19 protein-coding genes and 2 pseudogenes are annotated in these 25,765 nt (G+C 69.8%); 11 read left to right on the forward strand and 10 right to left on the reverse strand.

From position 1 onward, the window contains the following. Positions 1–1,009: 1,009 nt before the first annotated feature. Both SLAV_RS38715 and SLAV_RS38720 read left to right on the forward strand, forming a co-directional pair. Positions 1,010–2,121: pseudogene (locus tag SLAV_RS38715) on the forward strand (relaxase domain-containing protein); the annotation flags it as partial. Beyond that, positions 2,118–2,444, forward strand: coding sequence for a hypothetical protein (locus SLAV_RS38720; RefSeq protein WP_030240035.1), 327 nt, complete (start codon positions 2,118–2,120; stop codon positions 2,442–2,444). The pseudogene SLAV_RS38715 and the gene SLAV_RS38720, both read left to right, overlap by 4 nt. 194 nt (positions 2,445–2,638) lie before the next feature. Here the strand turns inward: SLAV_RS38720 and SLAV_RS38725 are convergent, their stop codons facing one another. Then, positions 2,639–4,036 carry an outer membrane protein assembly factor BamB family protein gene (locus tag SLAV_RS38725; protein ID WP_158740948.1) on the reverse strand — a complete coding sequence of 466 codons (1,398 nt, stop codon included), beginning with the start codon at positions 4,034–4,036 and terminating at the stop codon, positions 2,639–2,641. A gap of 611 nt (positions 4,037–4,647) precedes the next feature. Continuing rightward, positions 4,648–4,905, reverse strand: a complete 258-nt coding sequence (locus SLAV_RS42930; protein ID WP_234333900.1) for a hypothetical protein — start codon at positions 4,903–4,905, stop codon at positions 4,648–4,650. 33 nt (positions 4,906–4,938) lie between these two features. Between SLAV_RS42930 and SLAV_RS38735 the strand changes: the two genes are divergently transcribed. Beyond that, positions 4,939–5,208, forward strand: coding sequence for a hypothetical protein (locus tag SLAV_RS38735; protein WP_234333899.1), 270 nt, complete (start codon positions 4,939–4,941; stop codon positions 5,206–5,208). Between the two features lie 342 nt (positions 5,209–5,550). After that, positions 5,551–6,033, forward strand: a complete 483-nt coding sequence (locus SLAV_RS38740; RefSeq protein WP_037688841.1) for a hypothetical protein — start codon at positions 5,551–5,553, stop codon at positions 6,031–6,033. 66 nt (positions 6,034–6,099) lie between these two features. Here the strand turns inward: SLAV_RS38740 and SLAV_RS38745 are convergent, their stop codons facing one another. Next, a complete protein-coding gene (locus SLAV_RS38745) occupies positions 6,100–6,312 on the reverse strand; it encodes a DUF6207 family protein (protein WP_030240024.1) in 213 nt (70 codons plus the stop codon). Positions 6,313–7,264: 952 nt separating this feature from the next. Here SLAV_RS38745 and SLAV_RS42935 point away from each other — a divergent pair. Then, a pseudogene (locus tag SLAV_RS42935) lies at positions 7,265–7,816 on the forward strand (phosphatase PAP2 family protein); the annotation flags it as partial. A 96-nt stretch (positions 7,817–7,912) separates the two neighbouring features. On the opposite strand, the gene SLAV_RS42940 reads toward SLAV_RS42935, so the two are convergent. Both SLAV_RS42940 and SLAV_RS38765 read right to left on the reverse strand, forming a co-directional pair. Further along, positions 7,913–8,596 (reverse strand): response regulator transcription factor, encoded by a 684-nt coding sequence (locus SLAV_RS42940; protein ID WP_030240022.1) that lies wholly within the window; start codon positions 8,594–8,596, stop codon positions 7,913–7,915. After that, positions 8,593–10,080, reverse strand: a complete 1,488-nt coding sequence (locus SLAV_RS38765; RefSeq protein ID WP_051841446.1) for an ATP-binding protein — start codon at positions 10,078–10,080, stop codon at positions 8,593–8,595. The genes SLAV_RS42940 and SLAV_RS38765 overlap by 4 nt, the downstream gene beginning before the upstream one ends. Before the next feature lie 478 nt (positions 10,081–10,558). On the opposite strand from SLAV_RS38765, the gene SLAV_RS38770 reads away from it, so the two are divergent. Further along, positions 10,559–11,446, forward strand: a complete 888-nt coding sequence (locus tag SLAV_RS38770) for an IS5 family transposase (RefSeq protein WP_234333898.1) — start codon at positions 10,559–10,561, stop codon at positions 11,444–11,446. Between the two features lie 530 nt (positions 11,447–11,976). Here the strand turns inward: SLAV_RS38770 and SLAV_RS38780 are convergent. Next, positions 11,977–12,255 carry a hypothetical protein gene (locus SLAV_RS38780; RefSeq protein ID WP_158740946.1) on the reverse strand — a complete coding sequence of 93 codons (279 nt, stop codon included), beginning with the start codon at positions 12,253–12,255 and terminating at the stop codon, positions 11,977–11,979. Positions 12,256–13,077: 822 nt separating this feature from the next. Here SLAV_RS38780 and SLAV_RS38785 point away from each other — a divergent pair. Beyond that, entirely contained in the window at positions 13,078–14,670 is a 1,593-nt protein-coding gene (locus SLAV_RS38785) for an ISL3 family transposase (protein ID WP_234333896.1), read from the forward strand. Between the two features lie 123 nt (positions 14,671–14,793). Here the strand turns inward: SLAV_RS38785 and SLAV_RS38790 are convergent, their stop codons facing one another. After that, positions 14,794–15,426, reverse strand: coding sequence for a DUF4241 domain-containing protein (locus SLAV_RS38790; protein WP_158740944.1), 633 nt, complete (start codon positions 15,424–15,426; stop codon positions 14,794–14,796). A gap of 183 nt (positions 15,427–15,609) precedes the next feature. On the opposite strand from SLAV_RS38790, the gene SLAV_RS41385 reads away from it, so the two are divergent. Beyond that, positions 15,610–15,951: a hypothetical protein gene (locus SLAV_RS41385; protein WP_159038047.1), complete on the forward strand. Its 342-nt coding sequence runs from the start codon at positions 15,610–15,612 to the stop codon at positions 15,949–15,951. A 52-nt stretch (positions 15,952–16,003) separates the two neighbouring features. On the opposite strand, the gene SLAV_RS38800 is transcribed toward SLAV_RS41385, so the two are convergent. The 3 genes from SLAV_RS38800 to SLAV_RS38810 form a co-directional block, all read right to left on the reverse strand. Beyond that, complete coding sequence (locus SLAV_RS38800) at positions 16,004–17,347, reverse strand: ATP-grasp domain-containing protein (protein WP_030240010.1); 1,344 nt, start codon at positions 17,345–17,347, stop codon at positions 16,004–16,006. A gap of 114 nt (positions 17,348–17,461) precedes the next feature. Then, a complete protein-coding gene (locus SLAV_RS38805; RefSeq protein ID WP_051841444.1) occupies positions 17,462–18,454 on the reverse strand; it encodes an aspartyl/asparaginyl beta-hydroxylase domain-containing protein in 993 nt (330 codons plus the stop codon). A 16-nt stretch (positions 18,455–18,470) separates the two neighbouring features. Continuing rightward, positions 18,471–21,341 carry a non-ribosomal peptide synthetase gene (locus tag SLAV_RS38810; protein WP_051841443.1) on the reverse strand — a complete coding sequence of 957 codons (2,871 nt, stop codon included), beginning with the start codon at positions 21,339–21,341 and terminating at the stop codon, positions 18,471–18,473. Between the two features lie 466 nt (positions 21,342–21,807). Here SLAV_RS38810 and SLAV_RS38815 point away from each other — a divergent pair, with 466 nt between their 5' ends. From SLAV_RS38815 to SLAV_RS38825, 3 genes are all read left to right on the forward strand, one after another. Next, positions 21,808–22,020 (forward strand): MbtH family protein, encoded by a 213-nt coding sequence (locus SLAV_RS38815; RefSeq protein ID WP_078950676.1) that lies wholly within the window; start codon positions 21,808–21,810, stop codon positions 22,018–22,020. 73 nt (positions 22,021–22,093) lie between these two features. Then, complete coding sequence (locus SLAV_RS38820) at positions 22,094–23,107, forward strand: class I SAM-dependent methyltransferase (protein ID WP_030240002.1); 1,014 nt, start codon at positions 22,094–22,096, stop codon at positions 23,105–23,107. A gap of 1 nt (position 23,108) precedes the next feature. Further along, complete coding sequence (locus tag SLAV_RS38825; RefSeq protein WP_051841442.1) at positions 23,109–25,760, forward strand: amino acid adenylation domain-containing protein; 2,652 nt, start codon at positions 23,109–23,111, stop codon at positions 25,758–25,760. Positions 25,761–25,765 lie beyond the last annotated feature (5 nt).

Raw genomic sequence — 25,765 nt, forward strand, 5'->3', positions numbered from 1 at the left:
GGATCGGGATCACCGCTGACGAAGCGGGCGCGAAATGGGTTGGCTCCGTCATTGCCGGTCTCTGGGTCGTGAGCCTCAGCGCGCTGCTGTTCGGGGCGTGCTGGGTGTTCAACGCAGTACGCATGCGCTACAGGCTGCGCCGTTGGCCGTGGCAGTCGTACCCGGTCACCGTCCTGGCGCCAGGTATGGGAGGCCCAGTGGTGCAGCTCCGACCATCTGACTCCGGGTTGGTCTTCGTGCAGTCCGTAGTGGCTCTCAACCTCCGCTGGCACCTCGTAGGGAACAGCGCCACGTTGTGGTTTTGCGGAACTCCAGGACGCGGTGGCGTTCTCGCTCGGCCGGGTGGAGAGCCACTGCTGTGGGGCCGACGCATTCGGATTCCGTGGCTACGGCGTAGGCATGAGCGGGCTCCTGGCTCGTAATCGCGTAACTACCAGCGTGGTTGTCAGCCGTGGGCGCGGATACGGCCCCGCCCTCACCGCAGGGGCCATGCGGGGACGGTCGGCACCACATTCGCGACAGCACGAAGATCCAGAAGCGGCACAGCACTGACACACGCCATGTCGCCGACCACTGACCTTCTCGTGTCGCCCGACAGTGGGGCGGGAAACAGGTCCCCATCTGCACTGATGGCGTCGCAACATGTGGCTCTGCTGGTAGGCGCAGCGTGGGTGTCAGTGGAAGCGCGGAGGTGCCGTCTGCGGTGCGCAGAGTAGATGTCAACGACTGCGTGCGGGTTATCTGGCTAGGTAGACCGGCAAGAGCGGGCCCTCCATCAGATTCACCTGATGGAAGTACGAGTTCAGATCCGTGTCGTAGACGAAACACGGCGACAACAGGTACGGCGTGCCGTCAGGAATGCCCAGGTCATCGAGCCGCAACTCCCAGTCATCCGGGGAAAGCTGCAGGTGCCAGGGCTGCGGCTCAGGCTGCGGCAGATCCCGCGAGCTGTAGTGGACTGACCAGGCCCCTTGTCTCAACATCCGCGGACCGTACAGCTACCCGGTCAATGACCGAGCGTGCACAAGCCGACACCCTCTACACCCTGTACTTCATGGAGGAGGTGTCCGCCCGGCTCGGGTGGGCGTGGGAGCCGCGCGAGGTGACGCCCGACCGCCGCCCGGTCATGGAGATCGTCGGGATCGACCAGCGGCTCATCGGCTGGCAGTCGACCCGCCGCCAGCAGATCGAGGACGCGCTGCCATTCCTCACGGCCGAGTACGAGGAGCAGCAGGGGCATGCGCCGGGGGAGCAGCCGCCTACGCGCTGGCCTGCCAGGCCGCCGACCAGACCCGCTCACCCAAGCGCAAGGAACTGCGCTCGCTCTCTCAGCTGCGCGCCGCCTGGCGGGAGTCGGCGAGCCGGGCGTACGGAGCCGACGTCGTCGCCGGGCTGGCGGAGCGCGCCCGAGCAGCGGCCGCGGCGATATGGGCGCGGGTGCGCCCGGTCGTCGACGTCGCGCTGGCGGCGGTCAACGTCGCCGCCGTGGTGTACGTGATGCGCGGCGCCTTCAAGCACCACCACCTCCTCGCCGAAGCCCGCCGTCACCTGGCCTACGTCTTGCGAGGCCGACCTCACCGGTCCGGCCTGGACGAGGAGATAGTCCAGGCGGCCATCGACGGCTACACCCGCCCGGCCAGCCGGCGGATGCTGACCGCTGACCTGCGCGCCCTGTACCCGCACGACACCGAGGACCAGGCCGTGCTCCGCGCGCTGACCCGCAAGCGGTCCGCCGCCCCGTACGAGCGGGCCCGTCTCGCCGCCGGGGCGCTGACCGCCCGCGTCCACGCGCTACGCCGCGCGGACCGCCTGAATTCCCGGCCCCGGCCGCGCACCGTCACCGTGCCGACCACTCCGAGCCCTCGCCCGAGCTTGCGCCCGGGGCGAAGGGATAGCCGGGACCTGGAGCCGATGACGGACCTCGTCGCGGTGGAGCAGACCAGCCGGACGCTGGAGGCCGCCGCCGAGATGACCGCCCGGCTCCAGGCCGGGATCCGGGAGCGAGCCGCCGCCCGCCGCCCTGCACCACAGCCCGCCCCGGCGACGGCCCCGCCGCCGCGCCCCCAGCAGCCTGTCCAGCCCGCGCCGGGCCGGACACCACCCACCGGAGGAGTCGCATGACCACCACGCCGCCTGCGGACCCGAGGATCGAAGCCGTCGCTGCCCGGCTGAAGGAGGCCGCCCAGAAGCGCGCCGAGGCGTACGCGCCGCCGCCAGCCTGGCAGCCGATCTGGAAGCGGCCCCGGAAACCGAAGTCCATCAAGGCGAAGAAGGAGGAGCTGGCCAAGCAGCGCAAGCGGCTCAAGGCGGCCGGTGTCCGACGGTTCTACGGTGCCCAGGCGCGCCGGCCCCGGCCCCGACAGAACCGCATCGGCAGCGCCGCCGGCCGCCGCGACGCCCGCGCCCTGTCCCGGATGCGGCACTCGAACGCCTGGCTGTGGTGACGATGCCGGGGGCATCGTCCATCGACTGGACCGCACGATGTTCGACCTGGTGCACAAGCTGTGCCGGGTGGGGCCGGGCGCTGCCCTCGGACGCGGACAAGCGCACCGTGGACCTGATCCGTTCCCGGCCGGACGTATCGCGACCGTCGACCACGAGAGGCGACTGCGGCGCAGGGTCTGCCGGTTCCGCAGTTTCAGCGGCGCAGGGCGTACAGGTGTCCCTCGGTTTTGTTCTCATTCCGTGTGGCGATGATGATGGTGCCCTCGCCGATCGCGGGGTCCTGCGGCAACTCGCCCTCGGTTGTGTGGGACCAGACTTCCTTGCCGGTGACCGCGTCGAAGGCGTACAGCTTGCCGAACCACATGCCGAAGTAGACGATGCCGTCAGCGAGGACGGGTGACCGGGCAAGGGATCCGCCGGTCGTCACCGACCAGCGTTTGGTCCCGGTGTCCGCGGCGAGGGCATAGAACACTTTGTTGTCGCCACCGAAGTAGACCGTGTTGCCGAAGATCAAGGGATACCTTGAGAGACCTTCTGCGTCGCCCTCAGCGTGGAACGTCCAGACCTTCGTGCCACGTGTCTTGTCCACCGCGAACATGGTCCCCTTGTCCCCAGCGATGTAGACCGTGTCCTCGGCTACGACGGGAGCGCCGTGAAAGAAGCCTTCGCCTCCTGGGAACGTCCACAGAGGCTTTCCGGTCACGGCGTCCAGCGCGTAGAGGTCACCGTCGTCGGTTCCGGCATAGACCACTCCGCCGCTGACGGCCGGCGCCGTGGAGATGCGTGACTTCGCGGTGAACGTCCAGCGTTCCGTTCCGGCGGTGGCGTCCACTGCGTGCAGTTCGTGGCTCACTCCACTTCCACCGAAGTAGACCGTGCCGTCGGCGACCGTCGGCTTCGGGGGGCTCAGGATCTTGGCGCCTGTGGAGTATCTCCACAGAATCCGCTTGTCGTCGCCGGCGTACAGAACGCCGTTGTCGTCGACGAGGTAGAAGCGCCCGTCGGCGACCGTCAGGGGCCCGGGTAGGGAGTTGGGGTCGAGTCTCGCGGTGAACTCGGGCACCACCGCGCCTGTTGAGGCGTCGACGACCATGAGTTCGATGCCAGCAGGTTCGTTGGAGACGAGGTAGTAGACCCTGCCGCCACTGACCACGGGCGGGGAGAAGGGCCACGGCCTCTTGGGGACCGTCCACAGCACGGTGTTCTTCGGAGCCGATGGCGATGTGCCGGTCCCGCCCTGCCGGTCGGTCGCACCCCTGGGAGACGCACCGATTCCGGGTTGTCCGCTCGCCCCACCGGAATTCAGGCCTCCGACGGCCTGGACGCCGCCGTACACGGCGAAGGCGAGAACGATGGCGACCACGGCCAGGACCACGAGGGTCCTGGCGTCGCCGTGGCGGATGTTGTGGATGATCTGGTCCCGGCCGGCGAAGTCGCCCCGAAGCCTGTTGCCCGTCCCCTGCACGGTGACTCCTCCACCGGAGGCGACGTACACCGGTGGCGGGGGAACCGTGTCGGTTGCCTCGGCCGCTGCCGAAAGGGCATCGGTGAGCTGCACGATCAAGGCCTGATCAGCCGTGAGGATAGCCATGAGAGCGCAGCGGAGGGCGGTCTGGGACCCGGGCTCCTGAGGAGCCGCGTCGAACTGCGCCACAGTCGCGTCATGCCCGGCTCCTCTGAGCCGGCTTCGGACGATGTCCGCGACCGCAGTCGCAGCCGTGCTGCCCATGCCCGTCGCAGCAGCCGTGGAAGCAGCGGCCATCAGATCAACCGCCCCGGACGCGAGGTCCTCTAAACCGCTCATTGCACGTGCCCCCCGGAGAATGATTAGTCATGTCCATGATTCCAGCAGGAGTGGGTGACAACCCAGCAGACGCCCAATCGCAACCAAAGTGGACCCCGGAGGAGGTTCGGGAGCCCGGCAGGCCCGACCGCGGCTTCTTCCGCCGTCGCAGCTGACCACAACGCACGCTGGGCAAGCCCAAGGGGAGTCTGGGCAACCGCCCCCGACCACCGGCTTGCCCACCTCGGTCGGCCGGCGGAGTCGGTCACGGCCCACTCCTGGCTTCCCGGTGAGGTCGCGGCTGACCTATGACGGGGTTGTCCCGTGCCATCGAAGCTGGCTCGTTTGCCACTGAAGTCGGACGACCGGTGGTTCTGTGACAGCGAAGTTGGGCCGGGTTGGTGCCCCCTGGGCGATCGCTACGCCAGATTCCCGGCGCCCGTCCCGGGCTCCTGGTCCGTGCCCGGCACGACATCTACAGCAAGGAGGGCGACGGCGATGCGTTCGGTCTTCCGCCGACACTCCGGATGACGTACGAGATACTCACGCGCGGCGGCCAGGGTCGCGGCCGAGGGGATGGCACTGCGGCCGAGCAGGCGGTGCACCATCTCTTCCTGCCCGAACCCGACCGCCCAGTCCAGGGCGGTCTTGTGCTTCATCACCGCGTTGATGTCCACCCCACGGTCCAGCAACAGGTCTACTGTTTGCGGGTGCCCCTCGTCGCCGGTCGACCGTTCTGGCAGCGCCACCGCTACACCCGCTCCACCACCTTCCCCCGGCTGCACGTCGTCCTGGCAGGCAAGGCCGAACACCTCCTCGACAACTGCCTCCAAGCGCTCACCGCCGCCGTGCAGGGCATCACCATCGCGGTGTGGGCCAACACCCTGCCCCGGCTCCAGCGCGGCGAGCTCTGGTACGAGATCGGCGTCGACGACCCGCACGAGCGCCGCGCCCGCTACCCCGAAGCCGTCGGCCGCTGACCGGCGCCGGGCAAGCCCAAGGGGAGCCTGGGCAATCCACCCCCGAGCACCGGCTTGCCCACCTCGGCCCGCTAGCCGGATTCGGTCACGGGCATCCCAGGGCTTCCGGTGAGGCCCCGGCTGATGACGGTGACCGATGAGCGGTCACCGCCTCGGGTTGGAGTTGCGGTCACGCCCGGGCCGCCGATCGGTCACGGCTTCCGCTGGGCAAGCCCTCGCCACGGAGGGCTTGCCCAGCGTCCGGACCACGTGACGGGACGGCTCCCGAGGTCGTGGCGCCACCGCCCGGGACGCGGCGGCTAGAAGCCGGCTGACGTCCCTCGCTGGCCGTAGACCGGAGCCATGACACGAAACACGCTGCAAGAGGACATGGACGGACTCCAGCGCCACGATCCGGACGACATGTGGCACGCCCTCACCCGCCTTCACGCATCCCACCCCGAACCGCCCGACCGCATCCTTCCCCATCTGACGCCGGACGTGCTGCTGTCTCTCACACGGTCGGACCTCCTCTGGAGGGTTCGGGTGGAGCTGGCCGGCGGAGAGACCATGGCCGACCTGTACAACCTGGTAGCGAATCTGATCCCTGCCGCCCTGGAAACGGACGAGCGCCGTGCGCTTCCCGGGGAGACGCTGGAGATCGTGGTGGGCACCCGTGACGAACTCACGCTGCACCCAGCCCACGTCCACGGCCTCACCCAGCTCCTGCGCGACGCCGTCACCACCATCGACGCGCACAGCACGCCCGGCCGCGGACTGTGCTCCCACTGCCACGGCACCGGCCGCGGACACCCCCTGTGGGCTCCGGCGGCCGGGCAAGCCTGAGTACCTGGGCAAGCCCCAGGCGACCCTGGGCAAGCCCCCGCGAGGAGGCTTGCCCAGGGGCTGTGGCTATGGGGCTTCCCGTCCCGGGCGCAGGACGTCGGCGTAGATCCGGGCCCGGACGCCGGGCTCGCCGGGATCCCGGCGCACCGGGCCGACGCCTGATGTGGCCCAGCGCTCTTCCAGCGCGGCCATGACGGCCCGGACGGTGTCCTCGTCCCCGCCGGTGATGTTCAGGACCACCAGGCCGGGCTCCGCGATGTGCTGCTCGTTCGGTTTCATGAGCCCTGCGACGGCGGTGGGACCGGACCGGTTCGCCGGCGGCCCCGGGTCCACCCGCACGGGGGAACCGGCTCAGGTCGCGGCCCCGGCGGCCAGGGCCGCACCCCGTACATCCGAACGTACTCCGGGGCCGAGGACACCGGTGCGGGCTGTCCGCAGGGGGCCAGGCTCTGCTACCTCACCCGTTCGCGCGCGGCCGGGTGCCGGTGGGGTGCGACGGGAACAGGCTGGGCGCATGTCCGCGAAGCTGATCGTCTACCCGCCCGACGAGCAGGGCTGGCGCCGGGTGCGCTACGACGGCGTCGCCATCGGGGTCGCGCACCGACCGGCCGACATCCGGGTCTTCTTCGCGGCCGCCGGGCTGGAGAACGCCGACGACGTGGACCTCACCGACCCCGACTTCGTGGAGTGGCGAGGCGTCGGCCGGAGGGTGTGCCTGAGCACGGAACTTGTCACCCGACAACTGCCCCGCCCTCCAAGGCGGCGTGAGCAGGATTGCTGTCACCGAAGGTGCGTCGTTCTTGTCACCTTGAGATCGTTTGTGGTCTTGACCGTTGGACCGGGCAGAACTCGCCGGGATGTTGGGAGGCCAGAGCAGGGCCTGCGAACCCGCCAGAGCGGCGCCTCTCGACGGAGGCGCGTTCGTCGTATGGAACGGCAGCGTTTCCAGCCAGCAGCTTGCCGACATCTACACGGCTCGCCTCCGACGGGCGAGGAGGCGAGCTACTCAGCCGAACCACCGCCCATGGCAGCCGCTGCCGCATGGCGATCACGTCCTCGTGAGGGCCTATGGGTCTCCGAGGCTAGTCCCGTCCCTTCAGCCTGTACCGGTCAACCCTGACGATCGTCGGGGTACCGGGCTGCCATTCGGCCAGGGCGCCCCGCCTGCAGTGTTCCTACCGTCGGCAGCATGGATTCGATCAAGCGATATGGATGGGGCCGACGGCTATTGATGGCGGTCGCGTCGGCCGGGGTAGGGGCAGCGGCCGTGGTCAGGCTGGCGCCCGGCGGTGTGCTGGGGACGAACGAGCCGGCGCACGGCACTGCGGGTTTCTCGGTGCGGGCCTACCGGGCGCTGACTGGGAGCGTGGCGGACGGGCCGTCGTGGGCTGAGACCGTCCTGGAAGGGGCGAGTGAGGGCACTTTGCTGTTCCTGGGCCTGCTGTTGGCCTGGGTCGGCTGGCGCGCCCTGCGCCGCAGGGATGCGGCGGTGCTGGCCGGGGTGGCCGTGGCCGCCGCCGGGACCGTCGTCGCCTATGCCGTCAGTGAGGCGCTCAAACTCCTCGTCGACGAGGAACGTCCGTGCCGGGCCCTGCCAGGGGTCGCGGCCCTTGCGCAGTGTCCCGCGCCAGGCGACTGGTCGTTCCCCAGCAACCACGCCACCCTCGCCGTCGCGCTGGCCGTCGGTGTGGTCCTGATACGGCCACGGCTGGCGGCTCTGGCCTTGCCGGTGGCCGGGGCGGCCGCTCTGTTGCGGGTGCTGGTCGGGGTGCACTATCCGCACGACGTCCTGGCGGGCGCGGCGCTCGGCGCGACGGCCGTGATGACGGTGTGGCTCCTCGTACGGCCGATTGCCCTGCGGGCGGTGTCAGCCGTCCACCTACGGCAGCCGGTCGGACGGCACCGGGACCACGCCGGCCTCGTGCGCGACCACCGCCGCCGCGGCCCGGTTGTCGACGCCGAGGCGGGCGAGGATCGAGCTGACGTGGGCCTTCACCGTCCCCTCCGCCAGGCGCAGGCGGCGCGCGATCTGCCCGTTGGAGAACCCGCTGCCGAGGAAGCCGAGCACCTCCCGCTCCCGCCCGGTCAGGGCCTCGACGCGGGCGCGGGCCGCGGAACGGCGGTTGGCTTGGGCTCCCACACCGCCAGAGGCGAGATGCGCGACGACGCGGGCCGTGACCTTCGGTGACAGATAGGCGGCACCGTCGGCAACTGCCCGGACACCGGCGATCAGTTCCTCCGGCTCACCGGACTTGATCAGGAAGCCGGTGGCGCCTTCACTCAGGGCGCGCAGGATGTACTCGTCCTCGCCAAAGGTCGTCAGCATCACAACCCCCGTTTCGGGGACGGTCCTTCGTATCTCGGCGGCGGCCTCGATGCCGCCGGTTCCGGGCATCCGGATGTCGAGAACGGCCACCTGCGGGCGGTGGCGCTGCACGAGTTCCACCGCCTGGTGGCCATCGGCCGCCTCGGCGACGACGGTGACGCCGGGATCGGTGCCAAGGACTGCGCGGACACCCGCGCGGATCATGGGCTCGTCGTCGGCGATCAGGATCCGGATCATCGGACGTCCTTCCCGGTGTAGTTGTCGGTGGAGACCAGGCGTCCGGCCCGGAAGCAGAGACGGTAGATGTCCCCCGAGCGGTCGTCGAACGGGTCGGCGGTCTGTACGTAGAACTCGCAGGCCGCATCCTGCGGTGCGGGCGTGGGCGCGGCCGGGCGGCGCGTGGTCTGGCGCTCGGGCAGATACCGCGCCATGTCCGCGCGTGGCTGACCGACGTGCAGCCGGGCGTAGTCCTGCGGGGCGAGTACCGCCTGCCGTGCCGTCATGGTGTCCCACACCCGCACCCCGCCGATGAGCAACGCGGAGGTGCACAGCGGCACCAGGACGGCCGCAGCGGCGGTACGGCCCAGCCGGCGACGGGCACTGCGGTGCTCAGGAGGTAGTACGGCACCTGGATCGCCGGGCTCGGCGCCACGTGGCGGGGGCACGGACCCGGGACGGTGCGGGAGCGTGGCCCGGACGGCGAACCCGTCGCCCTCGGGACCCGATGTGAAGGTGCCACCGGCCAGTCGTACGCGTTCGTCCAGGCCGATGAGCCCGAAGTGGTGGCCGTCGCCAGGTGCCGAGGCGCGGGGCTCTGGTGCGGTACGGGCGGCACGGCCATGGTGGGCCGCAGACGCGCTGGGCACCGGCTCGTTCGTCACACTGACCTCGGTCCGTCCTTCCGCGTGCCGGACGACGACGGTCGCCTGGTGCCCGGGCGCGTGCTTGGCAACGTTCGTCAGCGCCTCCTGGACGACGCGCTGCACGGCCCGCTCGATGACCGGCAGCGCGTCGCCGGCCGCCGCTTCGCCCTCCACACGCAACCGGACGTCGAGCCCCGCCGCGGCCGCCCGGTCCACCAGGCCTTTGAGTTCGGTGATTCCGGCGCCGGGCTCGGACCCCGGAGCCGGATCCGACGGCTCGCGCAGGACACCGATCACCTGGCCGAGCCGGTCGACGGCGGCTCCTGCCCTGGCGCGGATGTCCCGGGCGGTGGCCCGGTGGTCCTCGGACAGACCAGGGGCCAGCTTCAGTGCCCCCGCGGACAGGGCGATGAGGCTGAGGTCGTGGCCGAGGAGGTCATGCATGTCCTGCGCGATCCGGGTCCGCTCGCGCAACCGGGCCTGTTCGGCGACCAGATGCTGTTCCCGCTCCAGCCGCGCGGCCCGCTCCCATCCGGCCCGGACCAGTTCGCGGTACTGGCGCAGGAACCGGCCCGCGAACCACGGCAGCATCGCAGCCACGAGCAGCAACCCCACGAACTGGCTCGCCCACCCCAGCCACGCCGGCACCAGGAGCACAGCCACCACGGCGGCCGCGAGCACTCCGACCAAGGCAGCCCCCGTGCTCCGGTTCCGCCCCGGCTGCCAGCCCGCGAGGAAGGCGCAGACCGCCGCAGGTATGCCCCACCACAGGGTGGCGACACCGGTGCCAACGGCCGCCATCGCGCCGATGAAGAGGCCTGCGGACAGTACCGGTGCCGGCACCCGGGAGATGATCATCGTTCTCACGGACACGACCCTACGGAACTCCGCCGCCCCGCGGCACCGCCGAAAGTCCACTACCGCGAGCCCGGGATCTCATGCCCTTGCCGAGCAGGCCGGATCAGAACCCGTTGTTCTATCGATCGTGGGAGCGTTTGGGTTCGAACGGGGTTCTGGGTCGGGTGATGTTTCGGTGGTCCGGGCATGAAGACAGGGCCTCTTGGTCAGCTCGGGGGTGCGACCCTATTCGGGCAGTTCCAGGAGACCCTGTTGTCACAGCTTTGCGTGTCCGAGCTCGCTGCGTCCAACCCCGCTGCCCCATCGTGTGACTGCATCGCGCACACGTACGGCAATGCCGCCGATCACGGCGAGCGAGCACGCAGGTATCCGTCGGACATGACCGATGCGGAATGGGCGGCCGTCCGTCCGCTGCTGCCGGTGCCGGCCTGGCTGGAGGGCCGGGGCGGGGCAGCCGGAAGGCTACTGCCACCGCGTCATGCTCGACGCAGTCCGCTACCTCCTCGACAACGGCGTCAAGTGGCGGGCGGTCCCGGCCGACTTCCCCGCCTGGGACCGTGTCTATGCGTTCTTCCGCCGCTGGCGCCTCCAGGGCCTGATCGCCGAGTTCCACCACCGGCTCCGAGCCCGGGTGCGGGAAACGGAGGGACGAAGAGCGGAGCCGACGGCCGCGATCGTGGACTCGCAGTCCCTGCGGGCGGCCGACACCGGCGCCGCCGGATCACGCGGCTGGGACAAAGGCAAGAAAGCCGGCGGCCGCAAGCGCCACCTGGCGGTGGACACTGCAGGCCTTCTCCTGGTCGTCCACGTCACCCCGGCGTCCGTCCAGGACCGTGATGCGGCCGTGCCGGTCTTGAACCGGCTCCGCGAACTCCGCCGCAAGATCACACTCGCGTGGGCCGACGGAGGCTATGCAGGCTGGCTCGTCGACTGGGCCAGGGACGTTCTCGGCCTGGCGCTCACGATCGTCAAACGAAGCGATGACCAGAAGGGATTCGTGGTCCTGCCCCGCCGTTGGGTCGTCGAGCGGACACTGGCCTGGCTGATGCACCGCCGCCGCTTGGTCCGGGACTACGAACGCCTGCCCGCCACCCACGAGGCGATGGTGATGTGGTCCATGACCATGGTCATGGGACGCCGCCTCGCACGGCGACCGGGTCACCCGGCAGCGGCAGGCCCACGTGACCCGGCTGCGGGGGTGAACACGCCGGGTGTCTCCTCCACCGCCCACCCACGCGCGACCAGCCGCTTGGCCATCGACCGCACACACTCGATCTTCGCGGGCACCGCCTCCCGCCCCAGGGCGACGGTCAGGTCCCTGGCCCGCACTCCGTCCCTGGCCCCCACCACGGCCATGACCCGCTGATACTCCTCCGGCAGCACACGAACCGAGAGGCCCTCACGACGACGCGGCACCACCATCACCCCAGCCGGGGCCTCATCCACGTCCTTCACCGCAGCCTCCTTGGCCGCAACGGCCGGGCCGTTGAGAACCTCTGCCACCGTCTCCCGCGCGATGACCAGCCGCTCCAGACTGCCTTCCGCCTCCACGAGCTCAGCCAGGATCCGATCGGCCTCATCACGCAGCCGCTCGATGACCTCCCGCGCAGCCGACTCCTTCGCCTCCAGAAGACCCAGCACCGACACCATCAGCCACCCCGCACGCTCAACGAGAAACAGGACGCCTCATCCCTGCCTCGGCTGAACAGCACCCACTCCCACCAGCGAAAACGCAGCCATCAAGTTCGGAACAACAACGGGTTCTAAGTTGATCTGGTCCGTCGCTGGCAGGCCTGGGCCCCCCGCGATTGGAGAGCTCTCCCGGCTTCTTCGCGCTGACCGTCGGGCTGCTGACCTGATGGTTTGGATACGGGAGAGAGCACCCGGGCGCGGGGGTCAGTTCTCGCGCGGTGGGGCGGCTGCGAGGAGTTCGCTCTTCACGTGGTCGTAGTCGGCCCGGGCCTGCGGGTCGCCGCGGTAGTAGTCGGTCCAGAAGCCGGGACGCTGCCAGCGGGCATCCGCGAGGCGGGTGCGGCCGCCGGCGATGGCGAGGGTCCAGCCGGGCGGTATCCGGGTGTCCACTGTCTCGAAGGAGACGGGGTCCCATTCCAGTCCGGGGTCGGGTGAGTCGGGGCCGAGCACACGGATGTAGCAGTGGTCGTCGTCTGTGACCATCTCCAGAACCGGGTAGACACCGCCCACCCGGATCCCATCAAACTCTGCGACGGGGTAATCGCCGTCGGGATGGATGATCTCCAAGCATCTGACAATCATGGGTGAAAGTATCGCCTGGGCCGATCCCCAGTAGCTGTCCTGGTCAGCCCTGGCGAAGTGGCGGAACAACCGGGCCAGAAGCCCACCGTTGCAGAGCTTGATGCCAGTCCGCAGCGTCGCTGAGGACCAGGCTCTGCCTCGGGGGCAGACAGGCGCCGCTGGCCCAGACCAGATCATCTGAGACGCCAAGCGAATCGGACCAGATCGCTTGAGACGGGGACCAAACTGCCCGGGTCGGGACAACTGACGCGGGCCTCTCCTGAACAACCAGCCGCGGCTGTGCCCGACCGTGTCACGCTGACGGACCGTGAGTGTGACACCTGCTGTCACGCTCCCTCAGGAAAGTGTCACGCTGCCTGGAATCCGTCCCCGTATGTCCGTTTCTCGGAGCCTGGAGGGGCCCTCAGCCCGGTTTCGCGGGCGGAGCGTGACACATTAAAAGTCGATCTCCCGCGCGCCTACGAGCACCACGGAACGTAGTCGAGAAGGCGGTTTCGGTCGGAGTGGTCCTGAGCCCGATGGCCCGGTGGTTCTGTTCACGAGAACCGGGTTCTGACACCGATCTTGGGGAACCATCGCGGAGCGTGACCTCGGTGTTCGATTGCGAGTGACTGACTCGTGCGAGACGGCGCACGCCTTGGCGTCTGAAGGCCGGAAGTGACGCTCCCTCAGGTGCATTCCGCTGGCTGCTCTGGCTGGCTGTGAACAGTGATGGTGCTGGTCATGCAGACCGATGCACCGTTCTGGGATTCGCTGGTGTTCGACGGGATCGACGATGTGGGGGTCGAGGCGGTTACGGTCGCGTTCGGCACGGTCGAGGTGGTAGCAAGAGGCCGCATGGCGGGGGCGGCGTGTCCGGACTGCGGCCGCTTCGCGGACCGGGTCCACGACCGTTACCAGCGCAGGCTGAAGGACCTTCCGCTCGCTGAGCAGGGCTTTGTGATCCGGCTGATGGTCCGGCGATTCATCTGCGGGTCGGCGGACTGTCCGCGCCGAACGTTCGCCGAGCCGTTCTCCCGGCTGGCCGCGCCGTACCCGCGGTTCACCACGCGGCTGAACCGCGCCCTGGAGCGGGTGGGGCTCGCCTTGGCGGGACGAGCCGGCGCTCGACTGGCGGCCCAGCTCGGCTTCGGTGCGGGACGGATGACCTTGTTACGCAGGGTCATGGCGTTGCCCGATCCGCGATTCAGTACTCCACGCGTGCTGGGCGTGGACGACTTTGCGATCCGTCGCGGCCAGACCTACTCCACCGTCTTGACCAGCGTCGAAGACCATCGCGTGGTCGACGTGCTCCCGACCCGTGAAGCCGGGCCGCTGGCAGCTTGGCTGGACTGCCATCCCGGCGTGGAGATCATCTGCCGGGACCGGGCGGGTGCCTACGCCGAGGGCGCGCGGCGCGGTGCACCCGACGCTTTGCAGGTCGCCGACCGGTTCCATCTGTGGCAGGGCCTCGGCCGCGCCGTGGAGACCTGCGTCGCTGCCCACCGCGACTGTCTGCGCACGCCGGCGCCCAGCGGCACGCTGACGGAGGCCACCCGACCGACTTCAGGGGGATCGCAAGACGACGCGGAGCCCGTCGGCCGGCGGGCCGCGCGAAAGAAGGCCGCACACGCCCTGGTCGACGAGATGCTCGCCCAGGGGCACTCGCGCCGGGCGATCGCCCGGCATCTGGGCTGGGGCCTCAACACCGTCCTCCGGTACGCGAACGCCTCACGCTGGCAGGACACCATCCGCGAGAACCGACCCCGGCCCAGCAGACTCGATCCCTACAAGCCCTACCTCGAACGACGATTCACCGAGGGATGCACCAGCGTCACCCAACTCCACGGCGAACTGGTCGCCGAGCAGGCTCCCGTCACCTACGGCATGGTCCGAGCCCACATCGCCACCTTGCGCAGGGACCCGTCCGCCGCACCGCCACGGCCAGCGACCGTACGGCAGGTGACCGGCTGGCTCACCCGCCACCCCGCCACGCTGAGTGAGGAGGACCGCATCGGCCTCAAGGACCTTTTGACCCGTTGTCCGGAACTGGACACGGCTGCCGGACATGTCCGCGACTTCGGCGAGATGCTCACCGACCGCCTCGGCGCCACGCTCCCTGCCTGGATCGACGCAGTCGAAGCCAGCCGGCTGCCCGGGCTCACTGGCTTCGCGCTCCACCTGCGGCGAGACCTCGACGCCGTGATCGCCGGCCTCACCCTGGACTGGAGCTCGGGCAGCGTCGAGGGAGCCGTGAACCGCATCAAGAAGATCAAGAGACAGCTCTACGGCCGAGCTGGCTTCCACCTGCTCCGGAAGATGATCCTGCTGCGGTAGCGCCTCGCAGTGGCTATTCGAGGTGCGACTCCCGATACCTTTCCTCAGGCTATTCCTCCCAGTGAAAGCGGGCAGCCACGTCCGGCTGCGCGACTTGCAGGACAGGGAGAGGCGGCAGCGATGTCATGCTTTGGCATCGGGCATGCCGCTGGTGACGACGATCGCCGCCACGTCGCCGGTCTTCGTGCGGCCCAACCAGACGACGCCGCCCGACTCGGCCCCGAACGTGACCAGATCGGCTTGCTGCGACTCATCGCGTACCCGTTCGTACCCGTCGGCCAGCTGCTCAGAATCGCGCGGGGCAGGGACCCCGTCTATGAACGTGCGAAACGGTGCGGACAAGGTCGTCCACGCGCCTGCATCGGCGAAGCAGCCGACATTAGCATCGGAGAAGAAGCGGGGCTCCTCGCCCGGCTTCAGCCGGGCGATGTCGTCCTCGACACTCAGGCCCATCTCCCATCCGACGACAGGGTCGTCGCTGATGCACAGGCGCGTCGCGGCACACTCAACACCGTCGACGTGCTCGCCCATGAACTCGTACGGGCCTGCCGTCCACGCGATCTCTACCCGGTAGACGCCCGGGGGAATGCGCACCGCCAGCTCCCGCGGGGGCCTGGTCGGCAGCCCCCTCTGGTACTCCCAGACCTGGTCGTCGTGCCATGGCGCATCGACGACAAGCCGGCCGCTCGGTACGCGGATCGTCGTCAGCTCCTCGATGCCCGTCACGACTACCGGCGTCATCGGATCGTCGTACACCGTCCCAAGGTGAGCACCGGGCGTGAAAGCCGCCTCCAAGTACCAGGTGGCCTCAGGCCCGGCTGCCAACCGCGCGTCCCTGACCCACTCCATGTCTCACTCCCTCCTCGCCACCCGGCCGGGCAGTCAACCGAAAGCTACGTGGGCCCGCTGACATCGGCACTTCTTGCATCGTCGCGATCCGTGATCGCTCCCCAAGATCTGTGCCAGAACCCTGGTCTCACCTACGCAGCCACCGGTGGCGTGTTCGGTGATGTCAGCGAGCCACAACCGGTTCGGGCCGGCCGCGGTGAAGTCACGACGCACGAGATCGTCATGCACCGGCGGGCCGGCCTTCTTGGTCCGGCCGCGCTTCTTCCCGAACACGCTCCACCAGTGGTTGTCCCGGCAGATCCGCCACGCGGTCCGGTCCGCCATGGCGGCCCCGGTGCTGCGGGCCTCATCGGCCAGGAAGCGGTAGCCGAACTCCGGGTCCTCACGGTGGGCGTCGAACAGCGCGTTCGCGCGATACGCCTCGTGCCCTGACCGCGGGGACGGCCCCCGGCCCGGGCACGAACCGACAGGGCCGGGCCGCCTGCTACCGCTGCGGCGGGGCGTAGACCCCACCGCCCAGGACGGCGTGGTGCGGCCACTGGCTCTCGTACCAGCGGCGGTGTTCGCGGAACGTCATTCTGGGCGTGGCCACCACCAGTCGTTCGTCCACGTATCGGCGCAACTCCTCAATTCGGTCCGCGAGTTCCATGTCGTCGTTCCCGCTCACCAGCATCAGGCCGAGGCTCTGCCCATGGAACTGGAACGATTCCGGCAGCGAGCTGCCGATCGGGTGCTCGTACCGGGCGTACTCGACACCCGGCAGCTCCTCGAGCTCTTCGACCGACGGATAGCCGAGGATGGTGCCGGGGCGGCCAACCACGTGGGTGTGGCCGATGGCCCCCGGCCGTACCTTGACGTCGAGTTCCGGCCGCTTGCCGAGGGCGCACAACACGCCGCATTCGGCCAGGTCGACGTTGAACTTGTACAGCACCTGCTCCTCGGTGAGGCCACCGCCGCGTCGGGCCGCGCACTCACCGAAGCTCAACGTCCCCTTGGCCGCGTCGTGGAACAGCTCCATGTGGAACACGCCCGAGGTCATGCCGAGTGCCTCCACAGCGCCCCGCACCATCGGACCCGCCAGGTCGTACGCCCAGCTCTCGGCCTGCGGGTCCATGGCGCGCACCCACAGCGGCCGCTGTCCGCGCATCGCGTCGAGGCAGGGTTCGCCGTACTTGCCCAAAGCGAAGAAGAGCACTTCGCCGTCGAACACCACGCCGTCGGCGATCCATTCCTCTCCCTCCATGTACTCCTCCAGGAGGAAGGTACGCCGGTCCAGCTGCCCGGACCGGAACTCGCGGCTGAGCTCCTCCAGGCCCGCATGGTCGGAGACGGTGGCCGTGTAGCCGGTGCCGCCGTAGGAAAGGGGCTTGAGCACGGAACGCGCGAACGGCGTGTCGGCGAGGTGGCCGACGTCGTGGATGTCGTCGATGACGATGGTGGCCGCAGTGGACAGACCGGCCTCCCGGACCCGGGACTTCTGCAGGGCCTTGTCCCGGAAGTGGAGGGCGACCACCGGATCGATGCCGGAGCAACCGAGCTGCCGCGCGATCAGGCCGGCGGTGACGAGGCCGAATTCCTCGCCGGAGTGCACGGCGCTGAAGCGGTGCTCGCCGAGTCCTGCCCGGTAGAGGGTACCGAGGACGGATTCGGCGTTGCCCGTGTCGTCCGCCCTCAGGATCCGGACCCCTTCCTCCGGGACCGTCGGGCCGAAGTCCCAGGGCTCGGGGGCGCACAGGGCGACGGTCTCCGCGGCGTGCCGCTGACAGGCACGCAGCACGTACCGGTCGACGCCGAGGTTGAGTATCGAGGTGTCCTGCCGTTCGGGCATGGCGGTGCTTCTCCAGACTGCGCGGTGTGCGGGAGGCGTGAGGATGTGGTGCTCTGGGTCGTGGTGGTCCTCACAGGCCTTGAGGGACCTGGAGGGCCTTGATCGGCCGCCGGATCATGCGGGGACTGTGGCACGGGTGACCTGGGTGCGGTAGCTGCCGTGGCGGTACCGGAACTCGGCATGCCGGACTCCGTCACGGAAGGCGAACGCCACGGTCCGCTCCTCGCTCCAGCACTGGTAGCGAAACTCGTCTCCCCCGATGTGTTCCAGGACGGCGTCCGGCTCGCCCTCGGCGACCAGGACCAGCTTTCCTTCCCGGATGACGAGTTCGCCGACCGCGTCGGGTCGGCTCGGGTCGGCCCATTCGGCGCTGCTCGGCGGGTCGGCGTACGGAAGGAGGAAGGCGGCCGGAACGGACAGCGGACCGGTGAGGCGCGCCAGGTCCTCAGGGGCGGCCGGTACGGCCGCTGCCCGGTGCATCACTTCCGAGATGTCCAGGAGCGCATGCTGCTCGGCGGGGAAGAGTTCCAGGAGCGCGGGGTCGCAGAAGCAGTCGATGACGAGGTGGACCCGCGGCCGGTCGCCGTTGTTGTAGAGGTGGTGGGGTCGTCCGAAGTTCGCGTACCACAGCTCACCGGGCTGCCAGCGCTGCTCGGCTCCGTTGACGACGAGCACGGCTTCGTCGTTGGTCGTGATGGGCATGTGCAGCCGGGCCCAGCCAACGGGCAGGCCGTAGGGATAGTCGGTGTGCTCCCCGACCGAGGCCCCCGGTTCGAGGGACATGTACCGAACAGCGCGCAGTGTCAGGCCGAGACCGGACAGCACGGACGCCGTGTAGGGGACCCTCGCCATGAACGGGGTGTCGGCATAGTCGGCGAGGCCGGGGCCACCTGCGTCGGTCCGGGCGGGGTCGCCGTCGGGGCCGCGCAGCGAGAGCACCCGCCATCCCTTGTACTCGTCCTCGATGATCGTGCCGGCGTCGAAGGTGGCTTGCGGGCTGAACCGGGCGCCGAGGGAGAACAGCTCCTGCTGGAGCCGTTCGGGGTCTGCGCCGGGGAGCAGCCTGACGACATCGGGGAGGGTGGCGTGGGCGGTGCTGTTGGTCATGGAGAGGGTTCGTCCTTCACTGTTCGGTGGCGGGACCGGGGGCGAGTACGGCGGCCAGGGCTTTCGCGGTCGGTGTGCGGTACAGCTCTCGCATCGGTACGGGGGGCAGTCCCTGTTCCCGGACCACCGCAGCTGCGCGTACCGCCTGCAGTGAGTTGCCACCCAGCTCGAAGAAGTTGTCGTCCGGACCGACGGGCACGCCGAGTACCTGCTCCCACACCTGAGCGAGCGCGGTCGCGAGATCTGCGGCGGGGTGTTCCCGAGTCGACGGTCCGGGCGGGCAGGCGGCGGAAGGCGACGACGGAACCGGGGCTGTCTCGGGCGCAGGCAGCGCACGCATGTCGACCTTGCCGTTGACCGTGAGGGGCAGGGTCGACAACACGGTGACCCCTGTCGGCAGCATGAACTCCGGCAGGGACCGGGTCGCCCGTCGGCGGACGGCGGACGGGTCCAGGGAGGCGCCCTCCGCAGCCACCACGTAGGCGTCGATGCGCACGTCGGCGGCGGCGCCGCCTGGCCGGTCGCCGTTCAGGACCACGACGGCAGCGCCCACGTCAGGGTCGTTGAGCAGGACTGAGCGGATCTCGTCCAGTTCGATCCGGAAGCCGCGCAGTTTCACCTGGCTGTCCAGCCGGCCCAGGTGTTCGAGGGTTCCGTCCGGGCGGAGTCGGCCGAGGTCCCCACTGCGGTACATGAGCCCCCCATGGTAGGGGTCGGGCACGAAACGCTCACTGGTCAGTTCGGGCCGGTTCCAGTAGCCGAGTGCCACCCCGGCCCCGGCCACGTGGATCTCACCGGGTGCCCCGTACGGCAGCGGTCGTCCGCTCGGGTCGAGCACGTACACCCGCCAGCCGGGCAGGGGCCGCCCGACCGAACGGGATCCGGTGAGGGCGTCCCTGCGGTGCACCTCGTGGGCGGTGACGTGGACCGTGGTCTCAGTGATCCCGAACATGTTGACCAGGCGACAGCGGGTCTCAGGGTACCGGTCGAACCAGCGGGGGAGCGGGGCGGTGTCGAGGGGCTCACCACCGAAGACGACGAGACGCAGCGGCAGTTCCGCCCGATGCCGGAGGTCCGCCTCGGCCAGCTGGCCGAATGCGGAGGGGGTCTGGCTGAGCACCGTCACGCCTTCTCGCACCAGGAGCGCGCGGAAGTCGTCCGGAGTACGGCTCACCCAGTACGGAACGACGACCAGCCGGGCACCAGTGAGCAGTGCGCCCCACATCTCCCAGACCGAGAAGTCGAAGGCACTGGAATGGAAGAGGGTCCAGACGTCATCGGGGCCGAGCCGGAACCCGTCGCGGGTGGCGTCGAGCAGGGCGGTCACGTTGTGGTGCGGGATGACGACGCCTTTGGGGCGGCCGGTGGACCCGGAGGTGTAGATGATGTACGCGGCGGTGTCCGGTCCCCGGACGGGGTCCGGCGGGGCGGGCGCGTCGGCTCCGGCAGCCGCGAGCGCTGCGGGTGCCAGCAGGCGGCGGTCTTCAGCGCCCGGTATGGCCGGTAGCTCGGTGATGATCAAGTCCAGGCCGGCGTCATGCGCGGTGGCGGCGAGCCGGGCGGCCGGATAGGCCGGATCCATGGGTACGTACACGGCGTCGGCGAGCAGCACTGCGAGCAGGGTCACGACGAGTTCGGCGGACCGTTCCAGGCAGACGCCGACGTGGTCGCCGGGTCGGACGCCCCGGGAGACCAGGCCGGCCGCGAGCCGCCGGGCACGGGCGAGCAGTTCGCCGTAAGTGAGCCGTTCCTCCTCGTAGGTCACGGCGACGGCGTCGGGGGCGGCCGTGGCCCGCTCCGTGAAGAGGGTGTCGATCCGCACCTCGCGGTGTGGTGACCGCGGAGCGCCGTCCGCCGTTCCACCCGGTGCGGTGAGCGAGCGCCGCTCATCAGGACCCACGGGGTCGATGTGCTGGGGGAGCGTGCCGGGCGCGGCAGTGGCGACGGCCTCGTACGTGCGGGCGACGTGCTCGGAGAAGCGCCGTGCGGAGTCCGCGTCGATCTCGGTGCGGTGGTAGTGGGTTTCCAGCCACAAGCCGGCGTCGGCACCGCGGCGGGGTACCAGGGTGAGGGGGAAGGGTGCGCTGTGGCAGGGAACCTGCCCCTCGTCCGTCTCGGGCAGGAGACCGACCAGGACCCGGCCGCCTGCCTCGCGGGTCAGGGCGGTGTAGACGGCGGCGTCGCAGCGCAGGGACGGGTCGCGCAACTGCTGCCGGACGGAACCGACCAGGCCGGGCACGTCCTCGGCCCCCGAGAGGGCGGGTGCGACCAGTGTGGTGAAGTCGTGGGCACCGAGGGCCCGCGGCAGGCGGCCGGGATCGGGTGCGACCGCTGCCAGCAGGGGCCGCTCCTGGCCCTCGTAGCGGCCGAGCACAAGGGCGGCAGCTACGGCCAGGATCGCCGAGACGGTGGAGGACCCTGCCGTCCTCGGCCCGGGCGGAGTCGTCTGGAGGGGGACGCTCAGCACTGCGGTACGGGCCACGGCGTCGGTCGCGTCGGCCGGGAGGGGGATACCGGGTGAGGCCCAGCCGGGGCGCTGGGAGAGCTCCGCGGAGCTCCAGACGTCCCAGATGGCGGAGCCGGGGCCGGCCGGCGGCGGCAGGAGGGCGTCCTGATGCCGCAGCTGCCGCCGTACCGCGCTTCGCGCGGCGGTCGATCCGCCTTCTGGTCCGTCCTCCCGGGCCGTCGCCCCGACCACCTCGTCGGCGATGAGGCGCAGTGCGCGGGCATCCAGCCTCGACCGGTGTGCGGACAGGACGAGTTCGGTCGGCCCGTCGGTGTGGCACAGCAGCACGGCGCGCGGCTGTGCGGCGGTCGGGTCAACCGGGCGGGCCAGTTCGGCCTGGAGACGGCGGCGGGCAGGGGGCGCGCCCCACGGGTGTGGCACGTCCTCTCTCCAGAGTCCCGCTGGGAGCAGTGGGGTCAGGTCGTTCGCACCAGCGTCGTGGGGAAGCGTCACGTGCAACGAGTGGCTGTGGACTGAGAAGTGCTCCCCGGCCGGTGGCAGCTGGGAGCTTCGATGAGCAGGCACGACCGAACTCCAGAAGTGATCAAGGTCGGGGCCGGTTGATTATCAAGAGGATTTCCGGCTGACGTCAAGGGCTCGGATCGGCTGGTTTCGATGTGGCTGAAATTCTCTCCACGGGGAACCCGGCCATCCGGATGGCGCTTTCTTTATCTCGGATTCAAGCCCGACATACCGGGCGGTACGTCGAGTGTGACCTAGGCTACATTGATCTTCGAGCGAGGCTCTGGGCAGGATGAAGCTGCACTTCAGCGGCGCTTTGCCGAAGATCTGCAGTCCTGGCGTCGTCGCGGCGAACTGCCGTGGACCACAAAGAGATGGGAAAATGATGCCCCTTAATCCCTTTGAGGCCGAAGCTTCAGGGACATTCCACGTACTGGTAAATTCCGAGGATCAGTATTCTCTGTGGCCGTCGTGGGTTGAAATTCCGTCTGGCTGGAAGTCTGTCGCAGAAGGGTCGAGGGGAGACTGCCTCGCCCATATCGAGAGCCGGTGGACCGATATGAGGCCGGCAGCGCTAGCCAACGCCCAGAACGGCTGACTTCGGTCGCGTCTGACGGCCCGGCCGTATTCCAGTTCTTCAGTGCAAACCACCGGCAGGGGGTCGGTTCACCGTGTCCGAAGGCGCATATCTGCCTTCCGTCCCGTTCGACGAATACATCCGCACCGTAGCGGCGGAGCATCCGCGGCTCCACACTCTGCTCGACCTCGATCGCGCCCGATCGACTGACATCCTGTCGGCTCTGGAGCTCCTCACCAACGAGTTCGACTCCGACGAGACCGGACGCGGAGACTCCTACCGGCGCGCGCAGCAGGACGTGTACGTCCGCTGGACGGGTGCCGCCCAGCTGCTCGCCCTGGCAACCCCGGGGGACGCGGACGGAGACGTGACCGTCCTCGACGTACTCGGCGGAGACGGCACCATCGCCCGGGCCGTCGCCGGGCGCGCCCACAGCGACGTCGCCAAGCTGAACATCGTCACCGGTGACATCTCGGGCCGGATGGTCGCCCAGGCGCTGGAGCACGGTCTGCCCGCAGTGCGTCAGGCAGCCGAGGCGCTGCTCCTGCGTGACGGATCCGTCGACGCGGCCCTTCTCGCGTACGGCACCCACCACATCGCCCCCGCGGACCGGGGCAGGGCCGCCGCCGAGGCCGTCCGGGTCGTGAGGCCCGGAGGCCGGGTCGTCCTGCACGACTTCGATGAGACCAGCCCCATGGCACGGTTCTTCACCGAGGCCGTCCACACCCATTCGCCTACCGGCCACGACTACCGGCACTTCAGCCGGGAGGAGCTGACGGACATCTTCGCAGGTCTTCCGGTATCGGTCCGCGTCGTGGACGTCTACGACCCGCTGATTGTCCGCGGCGCCACCGCCGAGGACGCGCGCGACCGGATGTGCGATTACGTCGCCGACATGTACGGTATTCGGACCTACTTCTCCGGTCAGCGAACTCCCGCCCAGGCCTGGGACCTTCTCTCCGATTTCTTCGACCACTCGGCCTATCTTGAACGGCTTTCCTCACCTCCCGAGTGCCCGGTGCGCCCGGTAGTCCGTGAAGTCGACGGTGGATTCGCGGCCGAGGTGCCGCGGGTCGCGATCGTGGCCCTGGCCCGGAAGGCGGTCTGAGATGGCGTCGACCCTTGTACCCGACCTGCTGCAGACGGCCACCGGCCCGTACGCCGACAGCCCGGCCGTGCTCGGCCCCGACGGCGAACTGTCCTACCGCGAACTGTGGGAGCGCGTCGCCGCGGTGGCGGCCCAACTGCACACGGCCGGGATCCGCCCCGGCGATCACGTGGCACTGCACCTTCCCCGGTCGGCGGCCTACGTCAGCGCGCTCATCGCGACGATGGCGATCGGCGCCGTCGCGATCCCCCTCGACCCCGAGTTCCCCGCGGAGCGGCGCCTCCAGGTCGTCTCGGCAGCCCGCCCCCGGGTGATCCTGCACGAGGGTGCAGGCGCCCCTGAACTGCGCGGTACCGACGGCTCCGACACGGCCCTGTGGCTGGTTCCCGACACTCGGCCGGTCCCGGCGGCCGAGCTTGAGACGCTGCGCATCAGTACCGCCGACTCCGCCGAGCTGACCGCGATGATGCTGTTCACCTCAGGCTCGACCGGTCGGCCCAAGGGCGTCCGCCTGCACCACGCGGGCCTGGTCAACCGGCTTGAGTGGGGACACCGCCGCTACGGCTTCGACGCGACCGACCGGGTTCTGCACAAGGCTTCCTCAGCCTTCGACGCCGCCATCCACGAGATCTTCTCCCCGCTCATCTCCGGGGGCACCCTCGTCATCGCCCCGCCCGGGCTGCAGTTCGACAGTCTGGGCCTGGTGCGGCTCATCCAGGAGACGGAAGTCACCACCGCGCACTTCGTCCCCTCGGTTCTGCGCTATGTCATCGACGAGGAAGAGCTCGCCTGGTGTACCTCGCTGCGGCGGGTGTTCTGCGGCGGCGAAGCCCTGGACATGACCCTGGTGCGACGGTTCCGCGCCCTGCTGCCCGCCTCCCTCTACAACCAGTACGGACCCACCGAGACCTCGGTGAACGCCACCTACTGGGACTGCGACGAACCGTTCGACGGCGACATCGCCCCCATCGGCCGGCCCATCGACGGCGTCGACTGCCACGTACTCGACGAGACGATGCAGCCCGTGCCGGCCGGGGAGACCGGCGAACTGTGGATCGGCGGTGTCGCCGTGGGCGGCGGCTACCTCGACGACGCCCCGCTCACCGCCGAGCGCTTCCGGCCCGACCCCTTCACCGGCACCGGCCGCATCTACCGCACCGGCGACCTCGTCCGGCTCCTCGACACCGGCAGCCTGGAGTTCCGGGGCCGCCTGGACGACCAGGTCAAGGTGCGCGGAGTCCGCGTCGAACCCGGCGAGGTCGACAGTGTCCTGCGCGGCCACCCGATGGTCCAGGACGCCTCCGTGATCGCAGTCCCCGACGAGGCGGACGGAGTACGGCTCGTCGCGTACATCGCAGCCAAGCGCGCCCACGCGCCCGTCGTCGACGGCCTCCAGAGGATCCAGCTGCCCCAGGGCATCGCGGTCGCCACCGCTTCTCCGGACGAGGCGCTCTTCCTCCACCGGCAGATCTTCGAGCAGGACGAGTACGCGCGCTTCGGCGTGTGCCTCGGCAAGGACGACGTGGTCGTCGACATCGGAGCGAACATCGGGCTGTTCGGCCTCTGGGCGCACCGCCAGGCCCCGGGCATCCGCCTGGTCGCCGTCGAGCCCAACCCGGACACCCTTCCCTACCTGCGAGTGAACCTCGAACTGGGTGGTGTGACCGCAGACGTCGTCCCCGCGGCCGTCACGGACCGCGTCGGATCCGAGACGCTGACCTCCTTCCCCCGGCTCAGCTACCTGTCCGGGCTCGGGAAGCACCGTCAGGACGAGGCGGTGGAGCTGGTCCAGTCCCACTACCGCCAGTCGGGCGGCGCGGGAGCCGGTACCGAGGAGGAGACCGCCAGCCTGCTCCACGACGCCGAGGAACGGCTCCGGGCCAGCCTCCACGAGGTCGACACCACGGACCTGTCCAGCCTGCTGGACCGCATGGAGATCGACCGGGTCGACCTCCTCAAGATCAACACCGAGGGTGCCGAGCTGAGCGTCCTGCGCGGCATCCGCCCCGACCACTGGAAGAGCATCCGCCAGGTCTGTCTCGAGGTCGAACGCAGCAGCGTCGTCGGTGCCGAGATCCGTAGCATCCTCGAAGGCGCGGGCTTCACCGTGCACTCCGTCGAGGACTGGAGCGTCGGTACCGAAGCCGACGTCACCTACGTGTACGCCACCCGCGACACCGCTGGGGCCGCCGAGCCCGCGACAGCCCCGGCCGCCGAGCCCGACCGGATCGTGCTGACCGCCCGCGAGCTGCGCCGGCACGCCGCCGAGCGGCTGCCCGCAGCCATGCAGCCCAGCCAGTTCGTCTTCGTGGAGGAACTGCCCCGGCTGCCCAACGGCAAGCTGGCCCGCCGCGAGCTCCCTGCGCCGCCGACCGTCACGGGAACGGCCGGCACCGCGGACGGTGACGGCGCCGACACCGCCGTCGAGCGAATGCGCGAGATCTGGCGGGAGGTCCTCGCCGTCGATGAGGTCATGGACGACGACGACTTCGTCAGCCTCGGAGGCCACTCGCTGCTGGCCCTGCGCGTCAGCGCCCGGACCCGCAGGCTCGTCGGCACCGAGGTCTCGCCCGGCTCCTGCCTGCGCGCGCCGAGCTTCGCGGCCTGGGTCGCGGCGATCTCGCAGCCCGGCGCGGCCGCCGGAAAGGGGTAACCGGC

It is taken from the genome of Streptomyces lavendulae subsp. lavendulae (genome assembly GCF_002803845.1).
In the GTDB taxonomy this organism is placed as follows: Bacteria; Actinomycetota; Actinomycetes; order Streptomycetales; family Streptomycetaceae; genus Streptomyces; species Streptomyces lavendulae.